We start from the raw sequence: 21,784 nt of genomic DNA on the forward strand, positions 1-21,784 counted from the left end.
GGTTCGTTTATCATGGAAAAAAGCACAACAAACAAACACTTCTGGGGTTTCCCCATTACACACTTTAGTTATTTCTTTATCTGGGCAACCGTATACGGCTATCTGACCTTATGGATGGAACAGGTCGGACACCTTAACGGAACCGAATCTGGTGCAGTCTTTTCAATGATGGCCGGTATCTCGTTAATTTTTCAACCTGTCTTTGGTGTCGTCTCTGACCGGCTCCTTTTCAAAAAGAATCTTGTGCTTTTAATTGCGGTTGTTGCTATCTTTATCGGCCCTTACTTCCAGTGGGCCTTTCTACCGCTGCTGCATATCAACGCCTTTTTAGTTGCCATTGTCACTGGGACGTTCCTAAGTTTCGTTCTAAATGGTGGTGTATCAGTAATCGAACAATATGTCCAACGCGCCAGCCTAGCAAACCACTTCGAATATGCCCATTCTCGGGTTGGTGGATCAGTCGCCGGGATCGTTGCTTCATTAGTCGCTGGCCGTTTGTTCTTATGGAATCCAGATTCAATCTTCTGGGCTTGTTCTGCAGCTGCTGTCCTGTTAACGCTCCTACTTATCTTCAGTGACAAAATCGACATGGAAAATGCTTCAGCTGCAGGTGACACCTCTAATTCACTAGATTTAAAAACCGTCGCCTCCGTGTTTAAAATTAAGAATCTTTGGATTTTAGCCATCTTTTATATGGGTGCTTCTGCAATTTTTGATGTTTTTGATCAACAGTTTATTATCTTCTTTAAAACATTCTTTCACACCGCGGCGCAAGGTACACTTGTCTATAGTTATATGACATCTGGCCAAACCGTGATTGAATTTTTACTGATGTTCCCAATGCCATGGATTATCAACAAAATCGGGTCAAAGAACGGCCTAATTATTTATGGTTTTCTAACTTGTTTGCGGATCTTAGGGTCTGCTTTATCGCCAACCTGGGGCTGGGTCGTCTTCTTCCGTCTGCTCGCTGGGTTAGAAATGCCATTGCTGTTAACTTCTATCATGAAATACATCGCCGGTGCTTTTGACATTCGTCTCTACGCGACAATTTATGCACTCGCCTCTAATTTTGCCAAACAAATCTCCGTTTTCATTTTCTCATCAGTTGCGGGTAAATTATACGACGTGATTGGTTATCAACATACGTATATCTGGATGGGGATCATCGTCTTTATTATTACATTATTCGCAGCCTTTACATTAAAGAAAGAAGATCCTGTGCAAGCTGGTGAAGTTTCAACCAATGAAGTTATTTCAAAAGAATCAGATAGCAAATAAATTTTAAAAGTTGTCAAAATCGTTAACCTAATAGGACCGGTTAAATGCCTGCCGTGAAGCAGACATTTAACCGGCCCTATTGTTACTTCAACATGTACTTGATTGAACAATGAATTTTACGATCATCTCAGCTAAATTTGTCTTCATCTAACTGTCGCAGCACCTTAGCTGGATTGCCACCAATGACAACATTACTACCAAACGAGCGCGTCACAACACTCCCTGCCCCTACGATCACGTTGTCTCCTAAAGTGACCCCAGGACAAATTATTGCCCCGCCGCCAATCCAAACATCATTGCCAAGATTTACGGGCCGACCGATACCCATGGCCCCATTTCGACGTAACCGAGGATTATCTGGATGGTTAACCGAATAAATCTGTACGTGAGGGCCAAGTAGACAATGTTCCCCAATTCGGATTGGCGCCACATCTAGCATCACACAGTCGTAATTAGCGAAGAAATCATCACCAACATAGATGTTGTACCCATAGTCGCACCGAAAGGCCGCATGAACATGACACGCTGCCCCAGTGCTACCAAACAATTGTTTGATTAAATATTGACTTTGATCAGGATCCCGTTCACCCAGTGCGTTAAATTGCTCTACTAGCTCACGGGCGGTAGCTCTTTGAGCAACCAATTCTTCATCGTAGACCGAAAAAAGTTCTCCAGAGACCATCTTTTCTTGTTCAGTTTTCATTCACATTCTCCGATTCTAAAAATGGTCGGCCCCTTGATGGAGTCGACCACTTTTTACATTCAATATGACCTTGCGATTTTAATCAATTACAACTGATTCAACCCCAAACATCGTGGCTAAATCATTAATTTGTTCCTCGTCTAATGCAAAGGTAAAGACAGTGTGGTGCCCGCCCCCATTTTCAATCCATTTAGTTGCCCCAGCCTTCAGACCAACTTTTGGCGTCCATAACTGTTTAGCCACTGGTAAGTTCGGCGTCTCTGCTTCTGGCTTATTAGCATCAACTGGATAGCTAATAAACTTAAAACCATCCCGGAAGTCAGACACTGTCACATCAATCGCTTCACCTTCAGAACCTGTAAAGACTAAGCGAGCGGGATCTGCTTTTCCACCAATATCTAATGGGTGTACTTCGACACGCGGTTTATCACTGGCAATCGAAGGATCAACTTCCAACATATGTGAGCCTAAAATAGCTTCGTGACCTTTGCGAAGATCTAATGTGTAATCCTCCATGAAGGCCGTCTTCTGATTATGTGACATGATCTTAAGTAACCGACCGAGTGCTGCGGTCTTCCAGTCACCCTCGGCACCAAAACCATAACCATCACGCATCAACAATTGTGAAGCCAGCCCGGGCAATTGTTCCATCCCCCACAAATCTTCAAAGTTCGTGGTAAAGGCCGTATAACCGCCTTGGTCGAGGAACTTCTTAATGCCAAGATATTGTGCCAACTGAACTCGCACAGCATGTTGATATTGATCTGGATCGTTGTCGCCTGTCACCAACGTGTATTTAGCTTCAAGATCAGCATAAGCGGCATCAATATCGGCGTCACTAACTTGATTAATGACTTCAACCAAATCACCGATGCCATAATAATCAACCGTCCAGCCGAGGTCAATTTGCGCCTCCACCTTGTCACCTTCAGTGACAGCAACATTACGCATCGTGTCACCAAAACGAGCTACCTTAAGCTTAAAGCTTTCGTCATAGGTAACAGCAACATCTTCCCACTTAGCGATCTCTGATTGAACTTCTTCATCGCCCCAGTATCCGTAAACAATCTTGTTATGAACGCCTAAACGAGCATTGATATAGCCATATTCTCGGTCACCATGAGCACTTTGATTCAGGTTCATGTAATCGAAATCGATCGTGTCATACGGAATTTTGTTCAGATACTGAGTCGCTAAGTGTAACAATGGTTTCTGCAATAATTTAGTCCCACGAATCCAATTCTTAGCTGGTGAGAACGTATGCATCCACGTAATAACCCCTGCTACCTTGTCATTATAATTGACTTCTTTCATGAATTTCGTAATTCCATCAGCAGTGGTCATCACATCTTTAAAGACAACCCGGTAAGGCAACTTACCACTCGCATTAAGTTGATCAACAATGTCGCGAGCATCATCGGCAACTTGTTTCAGTTGCTCTTCACCATAAAGAAATTGACTCCCTGTGACAAACCAAAATTCATAATCAGGTACAGCTAACATAATCGACACTCCTTAAATTTATTTTCTTACTGCATGTTCTTTTGATTTCGCATTGCTTTGCCCGTAATAAGCATTTTTTCCGTGTTTCCGGTAATAGTGCTTATCCAATAGGTATTGCGGCAAAGAGCTATCGTCTCGCGTCAACTGCAGTGCATGATAGTCTTCTTCGGCCACAACTTCTAAAACTTTTGCATTATAGACAGCCTTGGCCGGCGTTGGTCCCCAAGAAAAGGGACCATGCTGACTAACCAGTGCCGCTGGAATTGCTTCATAGTCAATTCTACGTTCAGCAAACGTTTTAACGATTGCTTTACCAGTATTGCCCTCGTAATCAGCTTCAATTTCTTCTTCTGTCAGTGCATCCGCCGCTGGAACGTCACCAAAGAACGTATCCGCATGGGTGGTATTTAAAGCTGGAACATCCATCTTCGCTGCAGCAAACGAAACAGCCCATGGTGAATGGGTATGCACAATCCCGCCAATACTAGGGAAGGCATTGTACAAAACCGTATGGGTTGGCGTATCACTGGAGGGATTTAAGTCACCTTCCACAACTTCCCCATCTAAATTAACAACCACCATATCTGCCGGCGTTAAATCACCATACTCAACACCGGAGGGCTTAATCACGAATAGCCCCTTTTCACGGTCGATCCCAGACACGTTCCCCCAGGTGAACGTGACTAATCCTAGCTTAGGCAGTTGCATATTTGCTTCATAAACTTCTTGTTTTAATTCTTCTAACATGAAGATTCAGACTCACTTTCACTCTGAAATTACCGTGCCAGCCATTGCTTCCACCGGCAGACCGGCCTGATAACGTTCAATAAATTGTTTGTATCCTGACACGCCATTGGGTTCAGGACTCAACGTCATCGTCTTAGGATCAGCAAACACTTCTCGGTCTAAGAAATCCGCCAACGATTCTTGTTTTCGTCCATGAATGGCATAAATTGCCAGCACCGCCATTCCCCAAGGACCACCTTCACCAGCCGTACTCATCACGGTAATTGGCAAGTTCAGCGCATTGGCTAAGACCTGCTGGCCAATCACAGGTGTCTTAAATAGCCCGCCCTGCGCAATCATGACATCTGTTTTAATATGTTCTTCATTAGTTAACACATTCATGCCAATCGTCAGTGGCGCAAATGCTGCGTAGAGTTGAGTTTGCATAAAGTTTGGTAACGTGAATTTACTATTTGGTGTGCGAGCAAATAACGGTCGGCCAGCATCAATCTTTGTAATATTCTCACCGGATAAATAACTGTAATTGACTAACCCACCAGCATCCGGATCTGCGTAAGCCGATTGCAAGAAAAGCGTTTCGTACAACCGATCTGAGGCTAATTCAACACCCAATCGTGCCGCAAATTCTTTGAATAACGCTAGCCAAGCGTTGATATCAGACGAACAATTGTTGATGTGAACCATAGCTACTGGTGCACCATCCGGTGTCATCACGACATCAATATCTTGATGAACTGCCTTTAAAGGTTGGTCTAATACCACCATGGAAAAAGCTGAAGTTCCGACTGAGATATTCCCGGTCCGCTCTCGGACACTATTGGTCCCAACCATACCTGTACCAGCATCACCTTCTGGTGGGGCCATGACGCTCCCAGCCTGTAAGTTACCAGAAATATCTAGTAGCTTGGCACCGGCCGCCGTCAACACACCAGCCTGTGTTCCCGCTGATTGAACAGTTGGCAGAACATCCTCTAATCGCCATGAATATTGTTGAACCTCTGGCAACCGGTTAAACAAAGTCAACAAGTCGGCGGCGAATGTATGTGTCTGTTCATCAATCGGAAAGACCCCAGATGCATCACCAATGCCCAATACGCGTTGACCCGATAATTGCCAGTGTACATAACCCGCCAATGTTGTCATAAAGTTTAAATCGGTCAAATGTGGTTCCTGTTTTAAAATAGCTTGATACAAGTGGGCGATGCTCCAGCGTTGAGGAATATTGAATGAGAATAATTTGGTCAGTTGGTCGGCAGCCTCCCCAGTAATGTTATTTCGCCATGTGCGAAAGGGAACGAGTTGCTGGCCATTTTTATCAAACGCCAAGTAACCGTGCATCATCGCACTAACACCTATCGAGGCAATGTTAGTCAACGGCGTATGATATTTGCTTTGAACTGAAGCGGCTAGTTGTGCGTAACTAGCCTGTATGCCTTGCCACACTTGCGTTAATGGATAGGTCCAGACGCCATCAACCAACTGATTTTCCCAAACATAACTGCCAGTTGCGATGGTCGCAAAATCACGTGTAACTAACACTGCCTTGATCCGCGTGGAACCAAGTTCAATGCCAAGCGAAACATCTCCTGCTTGAACAGCCCGCGCAGTTTCAATTAAATCCATGTCAAACCTCCTCACCTTCTAAAATTGTTAAAAGCGTTTTCATCTGCTGATGACCACAGTGTAAAATATTCATTCGAATAAATCAACACATTTATTATTTATGCTAATAAAAATAGGCTAGCTTCGTTTCGTTCCTTACTCGTTCATCAGTGTCGTCGCACTTATGTTTTCGTTGATATCATCCCATTCAAATTTAATACCAATCGTCCAATCAAGTTTGTAACCATTTAATGATAACGACCAAGGATTACTCATTCGGCGAAATTAGTTCGTATAACTTAAAATTACATTGATTTATTCGTACTAATGTCGTAACCTAATTTCGAAAGCGTTTTCAAAAATACTGATAATTCATTTTCTGCTATTGCTATTTTTTATTTCGTCCATTTAAAGGAAAGTGGGGTTCCATTTTGAAAAAAGTTTCGAACGGGTTTATTTATACATTTGGGGCACTAGGCGGTTTGCTATTTGGATACGACATCGCTTCCGTGTCAGGTGCCATTCTCTTTATTCAAAAGCAGCTCAATCTAGGTTCTTGGCAACAAGGGATGGTTGTCAGCGCCGTTTTAGTCGGTGCCATTATTGGTGCTCTCGCCACTAGTAAATTCCTTGATAAATATGGCCGACGCCGGTTATTGATTTGGGCGTCAATCATCTTCTTTATCGGTGCAATCGGATCTGGGTTCGCCCCTGAGTTTTATGTTTTGCTGGTAACTCGGGTTATTTTAGGGATTGGGGTCGGAATAACATCGGCGTTAATCCCCGCGTACTTGCAAGAACTGGCACCCAAGAAACAACGTGGTGCGGTTGCAACAATGTTCCAACTCATGATTATGATCGGAATTTTATTGGCTTATATTCTGAATTATTCTTTTGCTGGTCTCTTTACCGGATGGCGTTGGATGCTTGGCCTAGCTGCCGTTCCAGCTGGTATTCTATTCATTGGGTCATTTTATTTACCTGAAAGTCCACGTTTCTTGGTCAAAGTCGGTCGTTTAGACGAAGCTAAGGCAGTCTTGGATAATACAAATAATGGCGATGAAGCCGCCGTTGCTGCCGCCTTAACAGACATTCAAGCTCAAGCAAGTCAAGCTACTGGTGGCTGGCATGAACTCTTCGGCAAAACAGTTCGGCCTGCACTAATCACCGGTCTAGGTGCCGCCATTTTTCAACAAGTTATTGGTAGTAATACCGTGATTTTTTATGCGCCAACTATTTTCACTAAAGTCGGCTGGGGAGTTGCCGCGGCCTTGCTCGCCCACATCGGCATCGGGGTTATCAATGTTATTGTGACAATCGTCGCAATGCTTTTGATGGATCGAATTGACCGAAAGAAGATGTTAATCTTCGGTGCCTCTGGTATGGGATTGTCTCTACTAGTCATGAGTATCACACTGAAATTTGATACGGGATCACGCTTAGCGGCCATTGTCAGTGCGCTTGCGTTGACTGTTTATGTGGCCTTCTATGCGGCAACTTGGGCCCCCGTAACCTGGGTTTTGATTGGTGAAGTTTTCCCACTCAATATTCGCGGATTAGGGACTTCCCTATGTTCAGCAACCAACTGGGCTGCTAACATGCTTGTGTCTCTCACCTTCCCAACGATGCTTAGCACCATGGGATTAGCGAATTCATTCATCTTTTACGCGGTTATCTGTGGGATTTGCATCTGGTTCACACACGCTCGTTTCCTAGAAACTCGAGGCAAGTCGCTTGAAGAAATCGAGGCCGGTCTTCGTCAGGCAGCTGGCGAAACAAAGACGGTTAATAGTGAAACGATCGCTAAATAGCTTTGTAGTTTCAATCTATTTTTTCGATTAATTCATTTATTAAGGTCATTACTTGTCGGTGTCTGCGCTGGCCCAGTTGCCGAAAAACGTTGAATTAGCTGGGGCTGATAGATGATGTCTTGAACTGACTCCCCTTTGATTAAATCAATGACCATCTTGCCTGCATCACGACCCATCCGTTCCTTTTCATGGTTTAAAGTCGTTAATGCGGGACTCATATAGCGCGCCATTTGATAGTCATCGAAGCCAACAACAGAAATATCTTGCGGAACGCGATAGCCTTGGACTCGCAATTCATCAATGATTTGAATCGCGAGTTGATCGTTATAACATGCGATAGCCGTGGGACGCTCGGTTAAAGTTAAGTAAGACTTGAGCCGAGTGACAATTTTTTCAAAACCGTCACTAGATTGATACATGATCAAATTACTTTGAAAAGAAAATTGAGGATGTTTTTGATAAGCGCGAACAAACCCGTTCATTCGGTTGACCCCTTGCCGATCATCGACCTGAAAAATCCCCAGCATACTTTGATGACCTAAATCAAACAGATAATCAACGATCTCTTCTTCCGCTGACTGATCCGCCGTTGTGACACTAGGAAATGATAATTCTGGATACTTCGCATTGATAAATAACGTTGGTAAGCGATCCTCACTAATTTCTCGGTATAAATCCATGTTTGGATTTGGCAAGGCACTTTGCGTCGGCTCGATGATTAGTCCGGCGACTTTCGTGTCCAACATATTGATTAGACTCTTACGTTCTTTTTCGTGATCGTTGTGGGTATTACTAATTAGCAATGAATACCCAGCTTCAGAAATGACCCGATCAATGCCAGAAATGATGTTTGGAAAAATATAATCGGCAATGTGCGTCGTAATCACACCAATAATTTTGCGATCAGTTTCGGCCGACCAATCTTTATGCCAATCCTGAACAAACATTCCGCCACCCTGGATTCGATAAACAAAGTGATCATCCTCCAAGTCTCCCACGGCACGACGGACTGTATAACGTGATACCTGGTACTGTGCCATCAATTCAGTTTCAGTTGGCAATTTATCATCTACTTTATACTGTCCACCTAAAATCGCCTGTTTCAATCCGTCTTTAACTTTTTGGTATTTGTTCTCCATCTTGTTAACGTCACCTAAAAACCATTTCAATAAATTTGCGTACCTATTCCACAACTATATATTTTACGCAAAATCCACCTAGATAGCAATTTATGACGAATCATAGTCTCAAAAGAAGCTATGATTCCTATTTGGTGGATCAATTTATCCGGACCAATAAGAACACGAAAACCACTTTTATTTGCGTCATCATATCAATCGTACATTAATAAGCATGTTTTTGTCAGTTTAATTAAACCATCCTCACAGATGAGTAAAAATAGCCCACTAGAAATTTATTAATCAAAATTTCCAGTGAACTATTTTTATTTGGTAATAACCGAAATTACGCTTTATTCATCCAGACACGCATTTCACCATTTCGACGATTTGCCCAAGCATAATAGGGAACTAAATGTAATTTAACATCCTTGAGTCGTTGCTGTGTATCTTCGATATAAAGTTCTGCTTCGTGATCTTCAATTGGCAACTTGGCATTAAGTGTGATGACCTCCACTCCATTCAGCAAATCTGATTTAAAACTTGCCTGACTTCCTGCCGTGGTTGAAACCATATATCGCCAAAGTTCAGTTTGATTATCTACCTCTTCTGCGCAAAAGACGATTGGGCCGCGCAAAACTGCCACCTTACCAAAATCCGCTGCTACATTCGTATTCGCCTGCATCAGCTTCACTGTCATATCAAGTTCAAGATCAACCATTAAGCGCTTTTTGTTCAACGGTATATACAAATATCCGTTAGATAATTCTGGTGTCAACGTTGTTCCATCAAGCTTAAGTGTATAGGTTTTAGCCGACCATTCTGGTAGCCTTATGGCAAACTTGCGGGTTGAGTTGTGCGGATTTTTAATCTCGAAGTGAATATGCCCACTCCACGGGAAATTGCTGACTTGGTTAACCTGAATGCCATCAGCAAATTCGGCTTGATTTGATATAAATTGATCGCTTAAAATTTTATCCTCTTTTTCGGTATAAATATACTGATCGAGTGACGTAATTAATCTGGCTAAGTTCGCTGGACAACAAGCACATCCAAACCAATCTGCCCGACGAGTTAACACATGTGCTTTCCCTGGATTAAGCCTTGAAGCCTTAGGATCTGCTTCTAGTGGATTCACATAAAAAAAGTGTTTACCATCTAAAGCCATTCCCGACAATGCACCATTAAATAACTCTTTTTCGATTACATCCGCATATTCACCATTTGTATCCATTAAAAGCATTTGTCGTGCAAAAAAAGTTAATCCCACTGATGCACAGGTTTCACCATACATCGTGTCATTTGGCAAATCGTAATCGTAAGTGAATGATTCGCCGGTTGTCGTCGAACCAATGTTTCCGGTGATATACATTCGCCGTTTAATAATATCTTGCCAAAAACGATGACAGGCAGCCGTTAGTTCTTGATCACCAGTCAAGCGAGCAACATAAGCCATGCCGGTACACAAATATACCACTCGTACTGCGTGTCCGTTAGCGAACTCTTGCTCGATAATTGGTTGACGATCTAAATAATAATCTTTGCCGACCGTGCGCATCCCTGAGATAATATCTCGTTCCGATCCATCTTGTTGATTTTGCTGTTCAAAGAAGCCAGGCTCAGTTCCACGTACCTTAAGAAAGTAGTTCGCCTGATTAAGATAATCCTCATCTTGAGTTACTTCATAAAGTCGTGCAAGTGCTAATTCGATTTCCGGATGTCCATCATACCCATCAATTTGTTCTTCGCCAGTCCCAAACCTCTTCACGATGCAGTTGGCCATGCGTTTTGCAATCGTCAGCGCCTTCTGACTCCCAGTAGTTCGGTAGTAGGCGACACCAGCCTCAATGTAATGTCCCATTGTGTACAATTCATGAGATTGCTGTAATCGTTTGAACTTTCGCTCCGGTGCTTCAATTTGGAAGTATGTGGAGAGATAACCGTCGCTATCTTGTGCGTCGGCAATTAGGTCAATGAGATGATCTGTAATTGTCTTTAATTCCGGATTAGGGGCGTAAGAAAAAGAATATGCTGCTGCTTCCAACCATTTGTAAACATCTGTATCCTGAAATGGAAATCCGTAATGATGTCCTTGCGTTCTTCCCGCAGCAATTTTAAGGTTTTCAACTGCATGACTATTTTTATTGACACCTTGATTATTTTGCGGATCCTCTGGCATCTTAACATTGGCTTCATCATTCATAACTTGCCATTGATAAGGTAAAACTTCTGTCACAACTAACTCACGATACCTCTTCCAGAAATCTGATGTGATTGTTACTCGCGTTAACTTTGCTTCATTCATCAACTATTAGTCCTCCTGCAGTTGAATTCTCATCATTACATATTTTCATTATCGGCTAGGTGTCGTTTAGCCAAATCCTGACTAACAATTGGCTCATGTTGTTCCCATTTACGATAGAACACCATGCAAAGTGCACTTAGAGCATAAATCAGAACTGGTACCCAAATAAATGTCAGTTTAATCGCCCGCAAACTCGACGCCGTTTGAATGGTCTTGGCAGCTGTAAAACCAAAAACAGATAAAATGTGAGCGGCGATAAAAGAACCAAATCCGGCACCCATTTGAATACAAAAGGAGGCCCCCATGGCAGTTAAAAATCCGTTAGCACGAATCCCATTTCGCCATTCACCAAAATCGACCGTGTCACCAACCATCGAGAAAAACATGGTCATCGCCGATCCTGAGCCAATACAGGCAATACACCAACCAATTAAGGCCGAGGTAATGTTACTTCCAGCAAATCCAATCCAGACTTGTCCTAACATCGTTAAGAACAACATCAAAATCGTTGTTCCCCATTTGTGAAAATATTTAACAAGTAACGGGACAGAAGCCATACCGATAATTTGAATGATCGAAAATCCATTAAAAATCGAAATCAAACCTTTATCATGCAAATTATATTGGAAATAGTAAGGTAACGCCGCGTTTCTTGCTGAGTAAGCAGTCCATAGTAGTAGATTAGCACTTACGATTAAAACCCATGGCCAGTTTCTTTTAGTTGCTTGGAAACTTTCGCGAATCGTAATCACCTTTTCTTCACCAAGGTTCTTTTCGCGCATATCCATAAACGCAATCATCAAAAAGATGAATGCCACGATGGCATACAACCCAACCGCGATCGACCACCCTCGTTGTTCATCACCCTGACCAATGGCGGCAGCAAGTGGCATCACAAAAGTAACAGCGAAAAAGTTACCTACATTCCCTAAAACCATCCGAATTGAATTAGCTGAAGTTCTTTCACTAGAACTAACGGATAGGTTCGGTAATACTGAAGTAATGGGTGTTGATAAAGCGGTATAAGACAATTCGGCTGCAATATACATAATTCCCGCATAGATGATTTTCCACGTCATGTTGAGTACCGGTGTCGTGAATAGTAACCAGACTGAGATTGTAAACGGCAGTGCCATCCAAAGAAACCACGGGCGATTTTTCCCATATTTACTATGGGTATGGTCGACAAGAACACCCATAATTGGAGCACCTAATGCGTCAATAAAGCGCCCCAACAAGAGCAAAACACCAGCTGTACCAACATTAAGGCCAAATACATTGGTAAAAAAATAAAGCATATATGACCCAATTAAGGTGTATAACAAATTTCCTGCCATATCTGTAAATCCATAAGTTAGTTTTCTATGAAATGGTAATTTGTCCTTTTTCACGATTGCTTGTGTTGGCAATATACCTTGATCACCATGATTTATGTTTGAACTCATTTCGAGCCTACCTCCATTATCGAAATCAACTTTTGCAAAACCGTATTCATTCCTTTGACCGTTGCCAAACTTTGAATGCGCTTTCATAATAATTGTTTCCAAGGTATTTCATAAGGGCTATAATTAGCAAAAAGGGGATTATTTCCGACTTTATTTTTGGATAATTCCCTGTTAAGTATGTAAATCATGATAAATGGTGACTATTTCCGACTATGAATCACGACGTTCTTTGGCCGTTAATCTAGGGGAATTTAAGATGAAATTTTTTTCATTTAACATTGATAAGCCATTGCTGTACTACAAAGGTGGTGAGTTCGTATGCAACCAGACTTGGTCACATAAGCCGATGTTTCATCAAGGTGACTTTGAATTGATCGTTGGTTTGTCCGGACAACTACATCTAACTATTGAATCGGATGCTATAACCATTGAGCCACATGACGTGTTGTTGATTCCGCCTGATACTCATTTCAAAGGCACCTCGCCTAGTCAAAATATCGACTTTTATTGGCTCCACTTTTTTGTTCAAAGCACCTTCAATTCCTTTGAAGCCGATGAAGATCAGACAATTAAAGCATTTACTTCGAAAAGTACGCCTGATAAAACCGTCCTTTTACCTACATTTTTTAAGCTTGATGATTATGAACCAATCGCTGTTTTGCTTCACCAAATTCTGTCAGTGACCGTTAGACCACCTTCTGTTGATACGCGTGGCTTCTTAGTATCGGCGCTATTAATTCAAATTTCACAAAGCTATTTATCGCAGCTACATCCATTTGGTGAAAGTAATCGGATTAATTCTTTAAAGGAGTGGATCCGGGCAAATATGTCCAGTTCATTAACCGTCGCCAAAATAGCTGATCAAGCTCATTTGAATGTAGATTATCTCACTCGACTATTCAAAAAGTACGAGGGCATCACCACCTTGCAATACCTGAACCAATTAAAAATCGATGTCGCGATGCTTTTATTAACACGAACTGAGATGTCCATCAAGGAAATTGCTGAAAATGCCTATTTTACTGATCCTAAAATTTTTATGCATCGGTTTAAAAGTCAAACTGGCGTCTCACCAACTCAATATCGCAACACTTACAATACGATTCACTTAAATAACCCACATGTTGACCCACAGATCCCTTTGCCTAAACAACTTTCCGATTCGATTGATCCAGTCGCGGAGAACGGAAATGAAAACGAACGAATTTAAACAAATAAACTCTCTCCATGTCCAAAATGCATGAAGAGGGCTTATTCAGTTAGAGGAGATATAAACACAACATTATTATACTTTTAGACCCGCTAACTTCCTTTATACCACTGCCAACGCCACGAAGTTCACGATGAACAGTAGTGAGACAATCCAAATCAGCGGATAAATCTCGCGTGAGTTACCTAAAACGACTTTGATGAAACTTATTTGTTGTCAGAAAGAAGCAAACCGATACCCTTAATTACGTCAATTATCACTCGGAATAACGGCCCATATCACTAAATAGACAATCAATCCCGGGAATGGCGTTAAAGTCAGTAGTACCCACAGCACCCGTAGAACATTAGCATTCCAATGATACCGATCTGCTATTCCACCAAGAATTCCTGCCACAATTCGATTAGTCCTCGATCTTCGCAACTTCATGATTAGTCTCCTTCTACTGATTGATGAGCCTCTTTATAAGCTTTAAGATCAATACCCTTCGTTAACGGATATTTCGTATCTAACTTCGGTTGTAGCCAAATCGTGTTAACAACGCTAAAGATAATGAACCCAATCGGCCACATAAATAGCCAAAAAATCCACAGCAAGCCGGTTTGAATGAACGATGTCAAGCAAATCATTGTCAGACCAAAAATAATTTTTGCAATAACGTATAGCTTATGCGCGCTTCTACGTTGAGTCACCTGATTCTGCTGTAATTCATCATAATTGGTAATTTCTTGTTCCTTATCGTGATTTGCAATTGAATCAAATAAATCGCCAATTTTGACGTCCAATGCCTGAGCAATAACATTTAGAGTGGAAATATTCCCATCTTCACCTGACTCTAAACGTTGAATCGTTCTGACACTTAGATTACATTTTTCGGCTAAAATTTCTTGGGTCCAACCTTTCTGCTTCCGTAAAGCCGCAATTAATGTTTTGTTTTTCATTATTATGCTCCTCATCTTTGTTAGTCCACACCACCATCGAACACCAAAATCAGCCAACTGTGGCAATTTCGTTACTGCTTGAAATCACTCAGCTTGCTTTGCTCTGATTTATACTTCTAGCATAAGAAACCCTGAAGATAAAAGCTACGTCATTAACCCGACACTGACACGAAATCAACCCGCCATCCCGCTGTATTTACCGACTTTCACTAATAAAATCAGTTATCAGCCCATAGTTCAGTGCTTTAGCATATTAACTGGATCAGTTCGTAAAATGGGCACGACCACTCTTCTGACCAAGCTAATCTGGTCAAATTAAAATGGCACCATCTTCCAAAAACTAGAAGATGATGCCATTTTAATTGAGCCAGCCGTTCGCACACTCGAAGCAAGCACAAATTCACTACGATTGGATCATTTGAAATGATAGACAGCTAATCCTGACTACGCCAAGGTTTACGTTTTACAAACTAGCCTGTCCTTAAAGCAACGATTACACCACAGCCAAGACAACAAAGTTCACGACAAACAGTAATGAAACGATCCAAATCAGCGGATGAACTTCTCGCGGTTTACCCAAAACAGTCTTAATTAGGCAAAAGAAGATGAAACCTGCTGCAATGCCATAAGTAATGTTATAGGCGAAGGCCATGATAAATGCGGTCATAAACGCAGGAATGGCTTCGGCCAAATCATTCCATGGAATTTGATTGAACGAACTCATCATCATAATTCCGACCAGAATTAACGATGGCGCGATGGCGGCGCTGGGAATGATCGATAGCAGTGGTGAAGCAAGTGAACTAAGGAGGAACAGTACCGACACTACGACGCTCGTTAAACCAGTTCGACCTCCAGCGCTAATCCCTGCTGAGCTCTCCACGTAAGTCGTTAAGTTAGAAGTTCCAAAAATCGAACCCACACCGGTCGCAATCGAATCTGCAAATAACGCTTTATCGAGCTTCGACTTAAATCCTGGCTGAGCTTCTAATGCCAGCTCCTCTTTACCAGCGAAAATGCCTGTTTGGCGGCCAGTCCCAATAAAGGTGCCTAAAGAGTCAAAAATATCCGACAAGCTAAATGATAAAATCGTCATTAACACCAGCATAATTCGATTTTGACTCGCAAATAACGATCCCATCCCTTTATCTGAAAAGGCTGCTAAAAACGTCGTGCCGAGTGAATGCCATGATGCTGCAAAAGAGAAATTACTGGATGGGTGAATATTCGTTACACCCATTGGGATCCCAATCACGGTTGTAAGTAAAATACCCATTAACAAAGCGCCGGGAATCTTTCTGACTTTGAGCAGGACAGTAATGATTAAACCAATCAAAGCCAATAAAACGCTCGGTGAACTGAATGCCTGCAGCGCCGGCACAATGCCGCCACCGGTGACCACAGTTTCAATGCCGTGGCCAAAATGGTGTTGAGTCGCTGAAAACGTCGTGCCATTAACAGACAGTATATTACCGGCATCGCTGGTAAATTGCAGGAAATTCGCGTTTTTCAACCCGACATAAGCAATAAACGCACCAATACCACCGCTGATTGCCAACTGTAAATTGAGGGGAATCGCTGAAATCAGCATCTTTCTCACTTTAGTCACGGTGATCAGGATGTTGATGACGCCACAGAAGAACACCAGTGCCAACGCTTGTTGCCAACTGAATCCCAGTCCCATCACAACGGTGTAAGTAAAAAAGGCGTTAAGACCCATCCCCGGTGCTAACGCATAAGGAACATTAGCGAACAAACCGACGACTAATGTACCAGCAACTGAGGCAATAATTGTGGCTAGAAAAACGGCTTGAACAGGCATCCCAGTCTGGCCCAAAATCTGTGGGTTAACAAAAAGAATGTAAGACATGGCAAAAAATGTTGTAATGCCTGCCCCGATTTCGGTTCCTACGGTGGTGCCATTTTGCTTCAGTTTAAAAAAGTCGGTCACAATCTTCCCCTCCATATACGAACAATAAATATCATCGTTTCAATATAGTTCTCTTACAACAAAGAAAGTGTATCACGATAGCCAAAAAATCACCATGTTTTTCTTTAAATACGAACAAAAAAACAAAAATAGGCCTAAAAATACCGAACATTTCTCGGATTTTCAGGCCTATTTTTGTTATTATGCGGTAATTTCATCGATCTTCGCTAATTCAGCCGGTGTGAAATCGAGTCGATCCAGTGCTTTTAAGTTATCCAGCAATTGGCTAGGTCGACTAGCACCGATGAGTACGCTGCTGACGTCTGGCTGTCGAATCAACCATGCCAAAGCCATCTCCGCCAAGCTTTGTCCGCGTGATTGTGCCACTTCATTAAGCTGCCGAATCTTAGCCAGCGCTAATTCGACCTGGTCTTCATGCAAAAATGGACTATCCGACCGATGCGCACGTGAATCGGTCGGGATTCCTTGCAAGTAACGACCCGTTAGTAACCCCTGTGCCAAAGAACTAAACGTCACTAGTCCGGTATGATCTTGACGCAATTGTTGCAGCAGACCATCCTCCACGTGCCGATCAAATAAATTGTATCGATCCTGATGAACAATATAAGGCGTATGTAAATCTGCAAAGACAGCTTCAATTGCCGCCGTTTGTTGCGGATTATACTTTGAGATCCCAATATACAATGCCTTGCCTTGTCGCACTAACTTGTCTAAGGCATACGCAGTTTCTTCAACCGGCGTGTCCGGATCAGGACGATGCGAATAAAAAATGTCCACATAATCTGTTTGCAACCGCCGTAAACTTTGGTCAGCACTCGCCAAAATATTTTTCATTGAACCACCATCACCATAAGGCCCTGGCCACATCCGATGACCTGCCTTGGTTGCGATCACGATTTCATCGCGATATGGTCGCAAATCCGTGGCCAATAATTTTCCAAAATTGGTTTCCGCGCTCCCCGGCTCTGGCCCATAGTTATTGGCGAGGTCAAAATAGGTAATACCTGCGTCAAAAGCTGTTCGTACGATATTTTTTTGTGTGTCGAACACATCAACACTGCCAAAGTTATGCCACAGTCCCAATCCTAATACAGACAATTTTAGTCCACTACGACCGGCACGCCGATAAAGCATGGTTTGATAACGTTGTTCATTTGCCAAATACATACCCATCCCTCGTTTCTCATTTCTTTTAGTATACGGCTTTTGTGCACCTCATTTGAGCGATTGTTTAATTATTGAATAGAACTGGCCTGCCCCTCTGCCCCAGACTTTCAATTTGCCGACAGGCGTTCATCGTTAAAGCTAAGTTCATATCCACTGGGCTTGCCTTATTTTCATTTCGGATAAATTTAATTGTTGCATTTTTATCGGCATTGGTTATAATAAAGTCATTCATTTATCACCCGATAAATAAACTTAAGGAGCGAATAAAATGTACTTAGGATTAAAAGAAATGCGCCGCGAACGACTCCGTTTCAGTCTACTCACCGGTGTTATGGTACTAATCGCCTTAGTTGTTTTTGTCTTGGCGGGATTGGCCAACGGGCTTTCGCAAGGAAATCGCCTCGCAATCGACCAGTGGCAGGCAAAATATGTCTATCTCAATAAAGACGCCAACAAGAACATCTCGGCATCGCAACTCACGACTGCAGCCAAGAATGACGTTAAGGGGAGTAAGATCGTGCCGGTTAGTTTGACCAACACAGCTTTACAAAAGGACGGCAAGTCGACCAAGATCAACGTATCCGCGCTAGCGACCAACCGCGATGCTTTCGTCATGCCAAAGGTTACCCACGGTCACGCCGTTAATGGCAAAAACCAAGTCATTATTTCCAAGAATCTGAAAGACCAGGGCGTAAAGATTGGGGATCAAATTCGCTTAGGCTCTAACACCCAGCTATTGAAAGTCGTCGGTAGTTACGGCCAAAGCACTTACAGCATTGCACCAACGTTATATACCGACATCAGTACGTTGGCTCATATCAAATCTGTCGGTGGCGTACCTGTCACTAAGCCACTGCCGATCAACGCGTTGGTTTCAAAAAACAGCAAGCTGACCTCAACCGATCACAACTTACAACGATTACCAATCAACACGTTTATTCAAAACCTACCTGGTTACAGTGCTGAACAGACAACGTTAAATACGATGATTTACTTCTTATTCGCAATGTCATTAGCGATTATCGGGATCTTCATGTACGTCTTAACGCTACAAAAACAATCTCTCTTCGGCGTGATGAAGGTCGAAGGGATCGGCACTAAGCATATCCTTGCCAGCGTTGTGACGCAGGCGACTGTGATGAGTCTCATTAGTGTCATCATCGGGCTGGCCGTTACGATTGTAATGGGTAACGTGGCCCCAAGTGGGATGCCCTTTGCCTTAAATTATGGTCAATTAGGTCTCTACGGTGTTTCACTAGTCGTCGCTTCGATTCTCGGTTCCTTGCTCTCATGGCGCTCCATTGCTCACATTAACCCAGTCATCGCGATTAAATAGGAGGTTCACATGGCAAACGTAATGGAACTTGTTAAAGTCACCAAACAATTCGGTAGCGGTCACGTGGCCGTTAACGCGCTGACCAACGTCAACTTTCAAATCGAACCTGGACAATTTGTCTCGGTCATCGGGCCTTCAGGTTCAGGAAAGAGTACCTTTCTCACAATTGCAGCTGGTTTACAACAACCAACAAGTGGGCAGGTCCTACTCAATGGCGTTGATATCGCCCAACAGACGGAGAAGCAACGTCTTCAATATCGCTTTGATCACGTCGGCTTTATCTTGCAAAGCTCCAACTTAATTCCGTTCCTAACCGTCAGCGAACAATTTAAACTCATCGACCGTCTCGCGCATCAAAAATTCCAAGCAGATGAAATGCGACAATTACTCGATCGCTTGGATCTACGTGATATGGACAATGCGCTGCCAAACGAATTGTCCGGTGGTGAACGCCAGCGAGTTGCTATCGCCAAGGCATTGTTCCATAATCCTGACGTCATTTTAGCCGACGAACCAACCGCCAGCCTCGACTCTCAACGTTCATTCGATGTGGTTGATCGTTTAGTTAGCGAAGCTCATGATCTCAACAAAGCCATCATTATGGTGACTCACGATGAACGACTAATTACTAAAAGTGATGTAATCTACAAGATTGAAGATGGTCAGATGACGCGCCAAACAGCGGTCACTAAAGCTTAACCAATCACCCTACCAAGCCTGAAATTACTGAACGGCTTGGTTTTTTATTGCCTACGAGGAATTCTTGGGGGACAATAGGCCCATGAAATTAGGACTAGTTTTTACTACGAGAGTTCGGTATACTAACTTTTAGTTCATAATTTCACAAGAAACAGAGGTTTTTACACATGACGCAAAAAGTCGCTTTTGTTACCGGTGCTGGCCAAGGAATTGGTGCTGCCATTGCTGATCGTTTGTCTCGTGATGGCTTTGCCGTTGCGCTCATCGGTCGGACTAAGACTAAATTAGATGATGTCGCTGCTACAATTACAAATCACGGCGGTAAAGCCATCGCACTCGTGGCGGATGTGGCGGACCGTGATCAGGTTTTCAAAGCTGTCGATGACACAGTCGCTCAGTTAGGCGATTTAAACGTTATCGTCAATAATGCTGGTGTGGCACCAACCACCCCAATTGATGATGTGACGCCTGAACAGTTAGCCGAAGTTACGATGATTAACACTGGTGGTGTCGTTTGGGGCACACAAGCTGCTCACGCCGCCATGAAACGGTTAGGCCATGGTGGAAAAATCATCAACGCCACCTCTCAAGCTGGCGAAGTTGGCAATCCGAATTTAACTGTATATGGCTCAACTAAATTTGCCATTCGTGGTATTACTCAGACGACAGCTAAGGAATTAGCCGCCGACCAAATCACCGTTAACGCATATGCACCAGGAATTGTACGGACACCAATGATGATGGACATTGCTCATGAAGTTGGCCAAAACGCCGGCAAAGACGACGAGTGGGGCCTACAAACTTTCACCAAGGACATCACATTAAATCGCTTGTCTGAAGCAGAAGACGTTGCTAACGTGGTTAGTTTCTTGGCTGGAACCGACTCCGATTACATCACCGGTCAGACGATCACGGTCGACGGTGGCATGGTCTTCCATTAAACTTTAAAGCTTGTATCTGAAAAGGCCACCGACTTTGATATCGGTGGCCTTTTGGTTGTTCATTTAATCAGTTGAACGATTTTAACGATTGCATAATTAAGGCGATAAACCGTGATCGATCAATTTTTAGTAAAACGTCAGTATTCTTCGGCTTGCCCGTTAATTCATAGTAATCGCAAACTGTTTCTCCTTTGACCAAGTCCCCGGTTGTTTCTACATCGACATTCATTAAATCACTTTCAAACATCGTGGGATCGATCAACCAAGCGATCGTGCACGGATCATGTAGCGGTGCACCAGAAAAGCCCCATTTTGGGTTCTCATGGTAAATTTCAAAAAAGTTTAGGAGACCGTTGAAAGCTTGCGCCACCGGGTTATTAATTGTACCGATTGACGCAATTTCATCTTTCATAATTTGAGCCTGGTGGGTGACATTCAATGGTGCCATTGTTAATGGAATCCCTGCGTTCATCACAATCTTAGCGGCTTCTGGGTCAACATAAATATTAAATTCCACCGAGGGGGTCCAATTACCCAATCCCATCGCACCGCCCATAAAGACAATTCGTTCAATCCGTTCGGCTAATTCTGGATACACCCGCAAAAATAATGCGGCATTGGTCATCGGCCCAGTCACAACTAAAGTTACCTTCTCAGTTGCTTCTCGGATCGTCTTCGCCATTAATTCGATTGCCGTCATAGCTTGGGGCTTGAAGTCCGGATCCGGTAAGTCCGCCCCATCTAACCCTGTTTTACCATGAACATTGCCGGCAGTCGCCAATGGTTGCACCAGTGGTGTTTTATTACCACTGGCGACTGGGATATCTTGCCGTTGCAAAAGGGTCAACATCCGCATGGCGTTATTCAATGTCTTTTCAGGCGTTTGATTGCCAGCCGAAGTCGTCACCGCCGCCAAATCAATCTCCGGTGAAGCGACCGCTAACATCATCGCCAAGGCATCATCATGCCCAGGATCACAATCAAGAATAATTTTCTTCATAAGGAACTCCTTTATGTTTAATGT

18 protein-coding genes are annotated in these 21,784 nt (G+C 43.0%); 6 read left to right on the forward strand and 12 right to left on the reverse strand.

Annotation, left to right across the window (positions count from 1 at the left end):
- The first annotated feature begins 12 nt into the window (after window positions 1-12).
- Entirely contained in the window at window positions 13-1,281 is a 1,269-nt protein-coding gene (locus AC27FN_RS04655) for an oligosaccharide MFS transporter (RefSeq protein WP_487166852.1), read from the forward strand.
- A 127-nt stretch (window positions 1,282-1,408) separates the two neighbouring features.
- On the opposite strand, the gene AC27FN_RS04660 is transcribed toward AC27FN_RS04655, so the two are convergent.
- The 4 genes from AC27FN_RS04660 to AC27FN_RS04675 all read right to left on the reverse strand — a co-directional run bounded on the left by AC27FN_RS04660 (window position 1,409) and on the right by AC27FN_RS04675 (window position 5,857).
- A complete protein-coding gene (locus tag AC27FN_RS04660) occupies window positions 1,409-1,984 on the reverse strand; it encodes a sugar O-acetyltransferase (protein ID WP_487166853.1) in 576 nt (191 codons plus the stop codon).
- A 78-nt stretch (window positions 1,985-2,062) separates the two neighbouring features.
- Entirely contained in the window at window positions 2,063-3,487 is a 1,425-nt protein-coding gene (araA, locus tag AC27FN_RS04665; protein ID WP_487166854.1) for an L-arabinose isomerase, read from the reverse strand.
- Window positions 3,488-3,505: 18 nt separating this feature from the next.
- Window positions 3,506-4,234 (reverse strand): L-ribulose-5-phosphate 4-epimerase, encoded by a 729-nt coding sequence (locus AC27FN_RS04670; RefSeq protein ID WP_487166855.1) that lies wholly within the window; start codon window positions 4,232-4,234, stop codon window positions 3,506-3,508.
- Between the two features lie 18 nt (window positions 4,235-4,252).
- Window positions 4,253-5,857, reverse strand: a complete 1,605-nt coding sequence (locus tag AC27FN_RS04675) for a xylulokinase (protein WP_487166856.1) — start codon at window positions 5,855-5,857, stop codon at window positions 4,253-4,255.
- A gap of 410 nt (window positions 5,858-6,267) precedes the next feature.
- Between AC27FN_RS04675 and AC27FN_RS04680 the strand changes: the two genes are divergently transcribed.
- Window positions 6,268-7,647, forward strand: coding sequence for a sugar porter family MFS transporter (locus tag AC27FN_RS04680; protein ID WP_487166857.1), 1,380 nt, complete (start codon window positions 6,268-6,270; stop codon window positions 7,645-7,647).
- A 32-nt stretch (window positions 7,648-7,679) separates the two neighbouring features.
- Here the strand turns inward: AC27FN_RS04680 and AC27FN_RS04685 are convergent, their stop codons facing one another.
- From AC27FN_RS04685 to AC27FN_RS04695, 3 genes are all read right to left on the reverse strand, one after another.
- Window positions 7,680-8,786 (reverse strand): GntR family transcriptional regulator, encoded by a 1,107-nt coding sequence (locus AC27FN_RS04685; RefSeq protein WP_487166858.1) that lies wholly within the window; start codon window positions 8,784-8,786, stop codon window positions 7,680-7,682.
- Between the two features lie 325 nt (window positions 8,787-9,111).
- Window positions 9,112-11,070 carry a glycoside hydrolase family 127 protein gene (locus tag AC27FN_RS04690; RefSeq protein ID WP_487166859.1) on the reverse strand — a complete coding sequence of 653 codons (1,959 nt, stop codon included), beginning with the start codon at window positions 11,068-11,070 and terminating at the stop codon, window positions 9,112-9,114.
- Window positions 11,071-11,105: 35 nt separating this feature from the next.
- On the reverse strand, window positions 11,106-12,515 hold the full coding sequence (locus AC27FN_RS04695; protein WP_487166860.1) for an MFS transporter: 1,410 nt from the start codon (window positions 12,513-12,515) through the stop codon (window positions 11,106-11,108).
- Between the two features lie 256 nt (window positions 12,516-12,771).
- On the opposite strand from AC27FN_RS04695, the gene AC27FN_RS04700 reads away from it, so the two are divergent.
- Entirely contained in the window at window positions 12,772-13,725 is a 954-nt protein-coding gene (locus AC27FN_RS04700) for an AraC family transcriptional regulator (protein ID WP_487166861.1), read from the forward strand.
- 249 nt (window positions 13,726-13,974) lie between these two features.
- Here AC27FN_RS04700 and AC27FN_RS04705 read toward each other — a convergent pair whose 3' ends face one another.
- From AC27FN_RS04705 to AC27FN_RS04720, 4 genes are all read right to left on the reverse strand, one after another.
- Window positions 13,975-14,154 carry a PspC domain-containing protein gene (locus AC27FN_RS04705; protein ID WP_487166862.1) on the reverse strand — a complete coding sequence of 60 codons (180 nt, stop codon included), beginning with the start codon at window positions 14,152-14,154 and terminating at the stop codon, window positions 13,975-13,977.
- Window positions 14,155-14,156: 2 nt separating this feature from the next.
- The gene (locus AC27FN_RS04710; RefSeq protein WP_487166863.1) at window positions 14,157-14,666 is read right to left on the reverse strand and encodes a helix-turn-helix domain-containing protein; all 510 of its coding nucleotides are present in this window, start codon (window positions 14,664-14,666) and stop codon (window positions 14,157-14,159) included.
- A 493-nt stretch (window positions 14,667-15,159) separates the two neighbouring features.
- On the reverse strand, window positions 15,160-16,617 hold the full coding sequence (locus AC27FN_RS04715) for an NCS2 family permease (RefSeq protein ID WP_487166864.1): 1,458 nt from the start codon (window positions 16,615-16,617) through the stop codon (window positions 15,160-15,162).
- Window positions 16,618-16,797: 180 nt separating this feature from the next.
- Complete coding sequence (locus tag AC27FN_RS04720; RefSeq protein ID WP_487167053.1) at window positions 16,798-17,784, reverse strand: aldo/keto reductase; 987 nt, start codon at window positions 17,782-17,784, stop codon at window positions 16,798-16,800.
- Window positions 17,785-18,052: 268 nt separating this feature from the next.
- Here AC27FN_RS04720 and AC27FN_RS04725 point away from each other — a divergent pair, with 268 nt between their 5' ends.
- From AC27FN_RS04725 to AC27FN_RS04735, 3 genes are all read left to right on the forward strand, one after another.
- Complete coding sequence (locus AC27FN_RS04725; protein WP_487166865.1) at window positions 18,053-19,120, forward strand: ABC transporter permease; 1,068 nt, start codon at window positions 18,053-18,055, stop codon at window positions 19,118-19,120.
- Window positions 19,121-19,129: 9 nt separating this feature from the next.
- Complete coding sequence (locus AC27FN_RS04730; protein ID WP_487166866.1) at window positions 19,130-19,819, forward strand: ABC transporter ATP-binding protein; 690 nt, start codon at window positions 19,130-19,132, stop codon at window positions 19,817-19,819.
- Between the two features lie 167 nt (window positions 19,820-19,986).
- Window positions 19,987-20,760, forward strand: coding sequence for a (S)-acetoin forming diacetyl reductase (locus AC27FN_RS04735; protein ID WP_487166867.1), 774 nt, complete (start codon window positions 19,987-19,989; stop codon window positions 20,758-20,760).
- Between the two features lie 67 nt (window positions 20,761-20,827).
- Here the strand turns inward: AC27FN_RS04735 and rihA are convergent, their stop codons facing one another.
- On the reverse strand, window positions 20,828-21,760 hold the full coding sequence (gene rihA / locus AC27FN_RS04740; protein ID WP_487166868.1) for a pyrimidine-specific ribonucleoside hydrolase RihA: 933 nt from the start codon (window positions 21,758-21,760) through the stop codon (window positions 20,828-20,830).
- Between the last annotated feature and the right edge of the window lie 24 nt (window positions 21,761-21,784).

It is taken from the genome of Furfurilactobacillus sp. W61-4 (assembly GCF_057545565.1).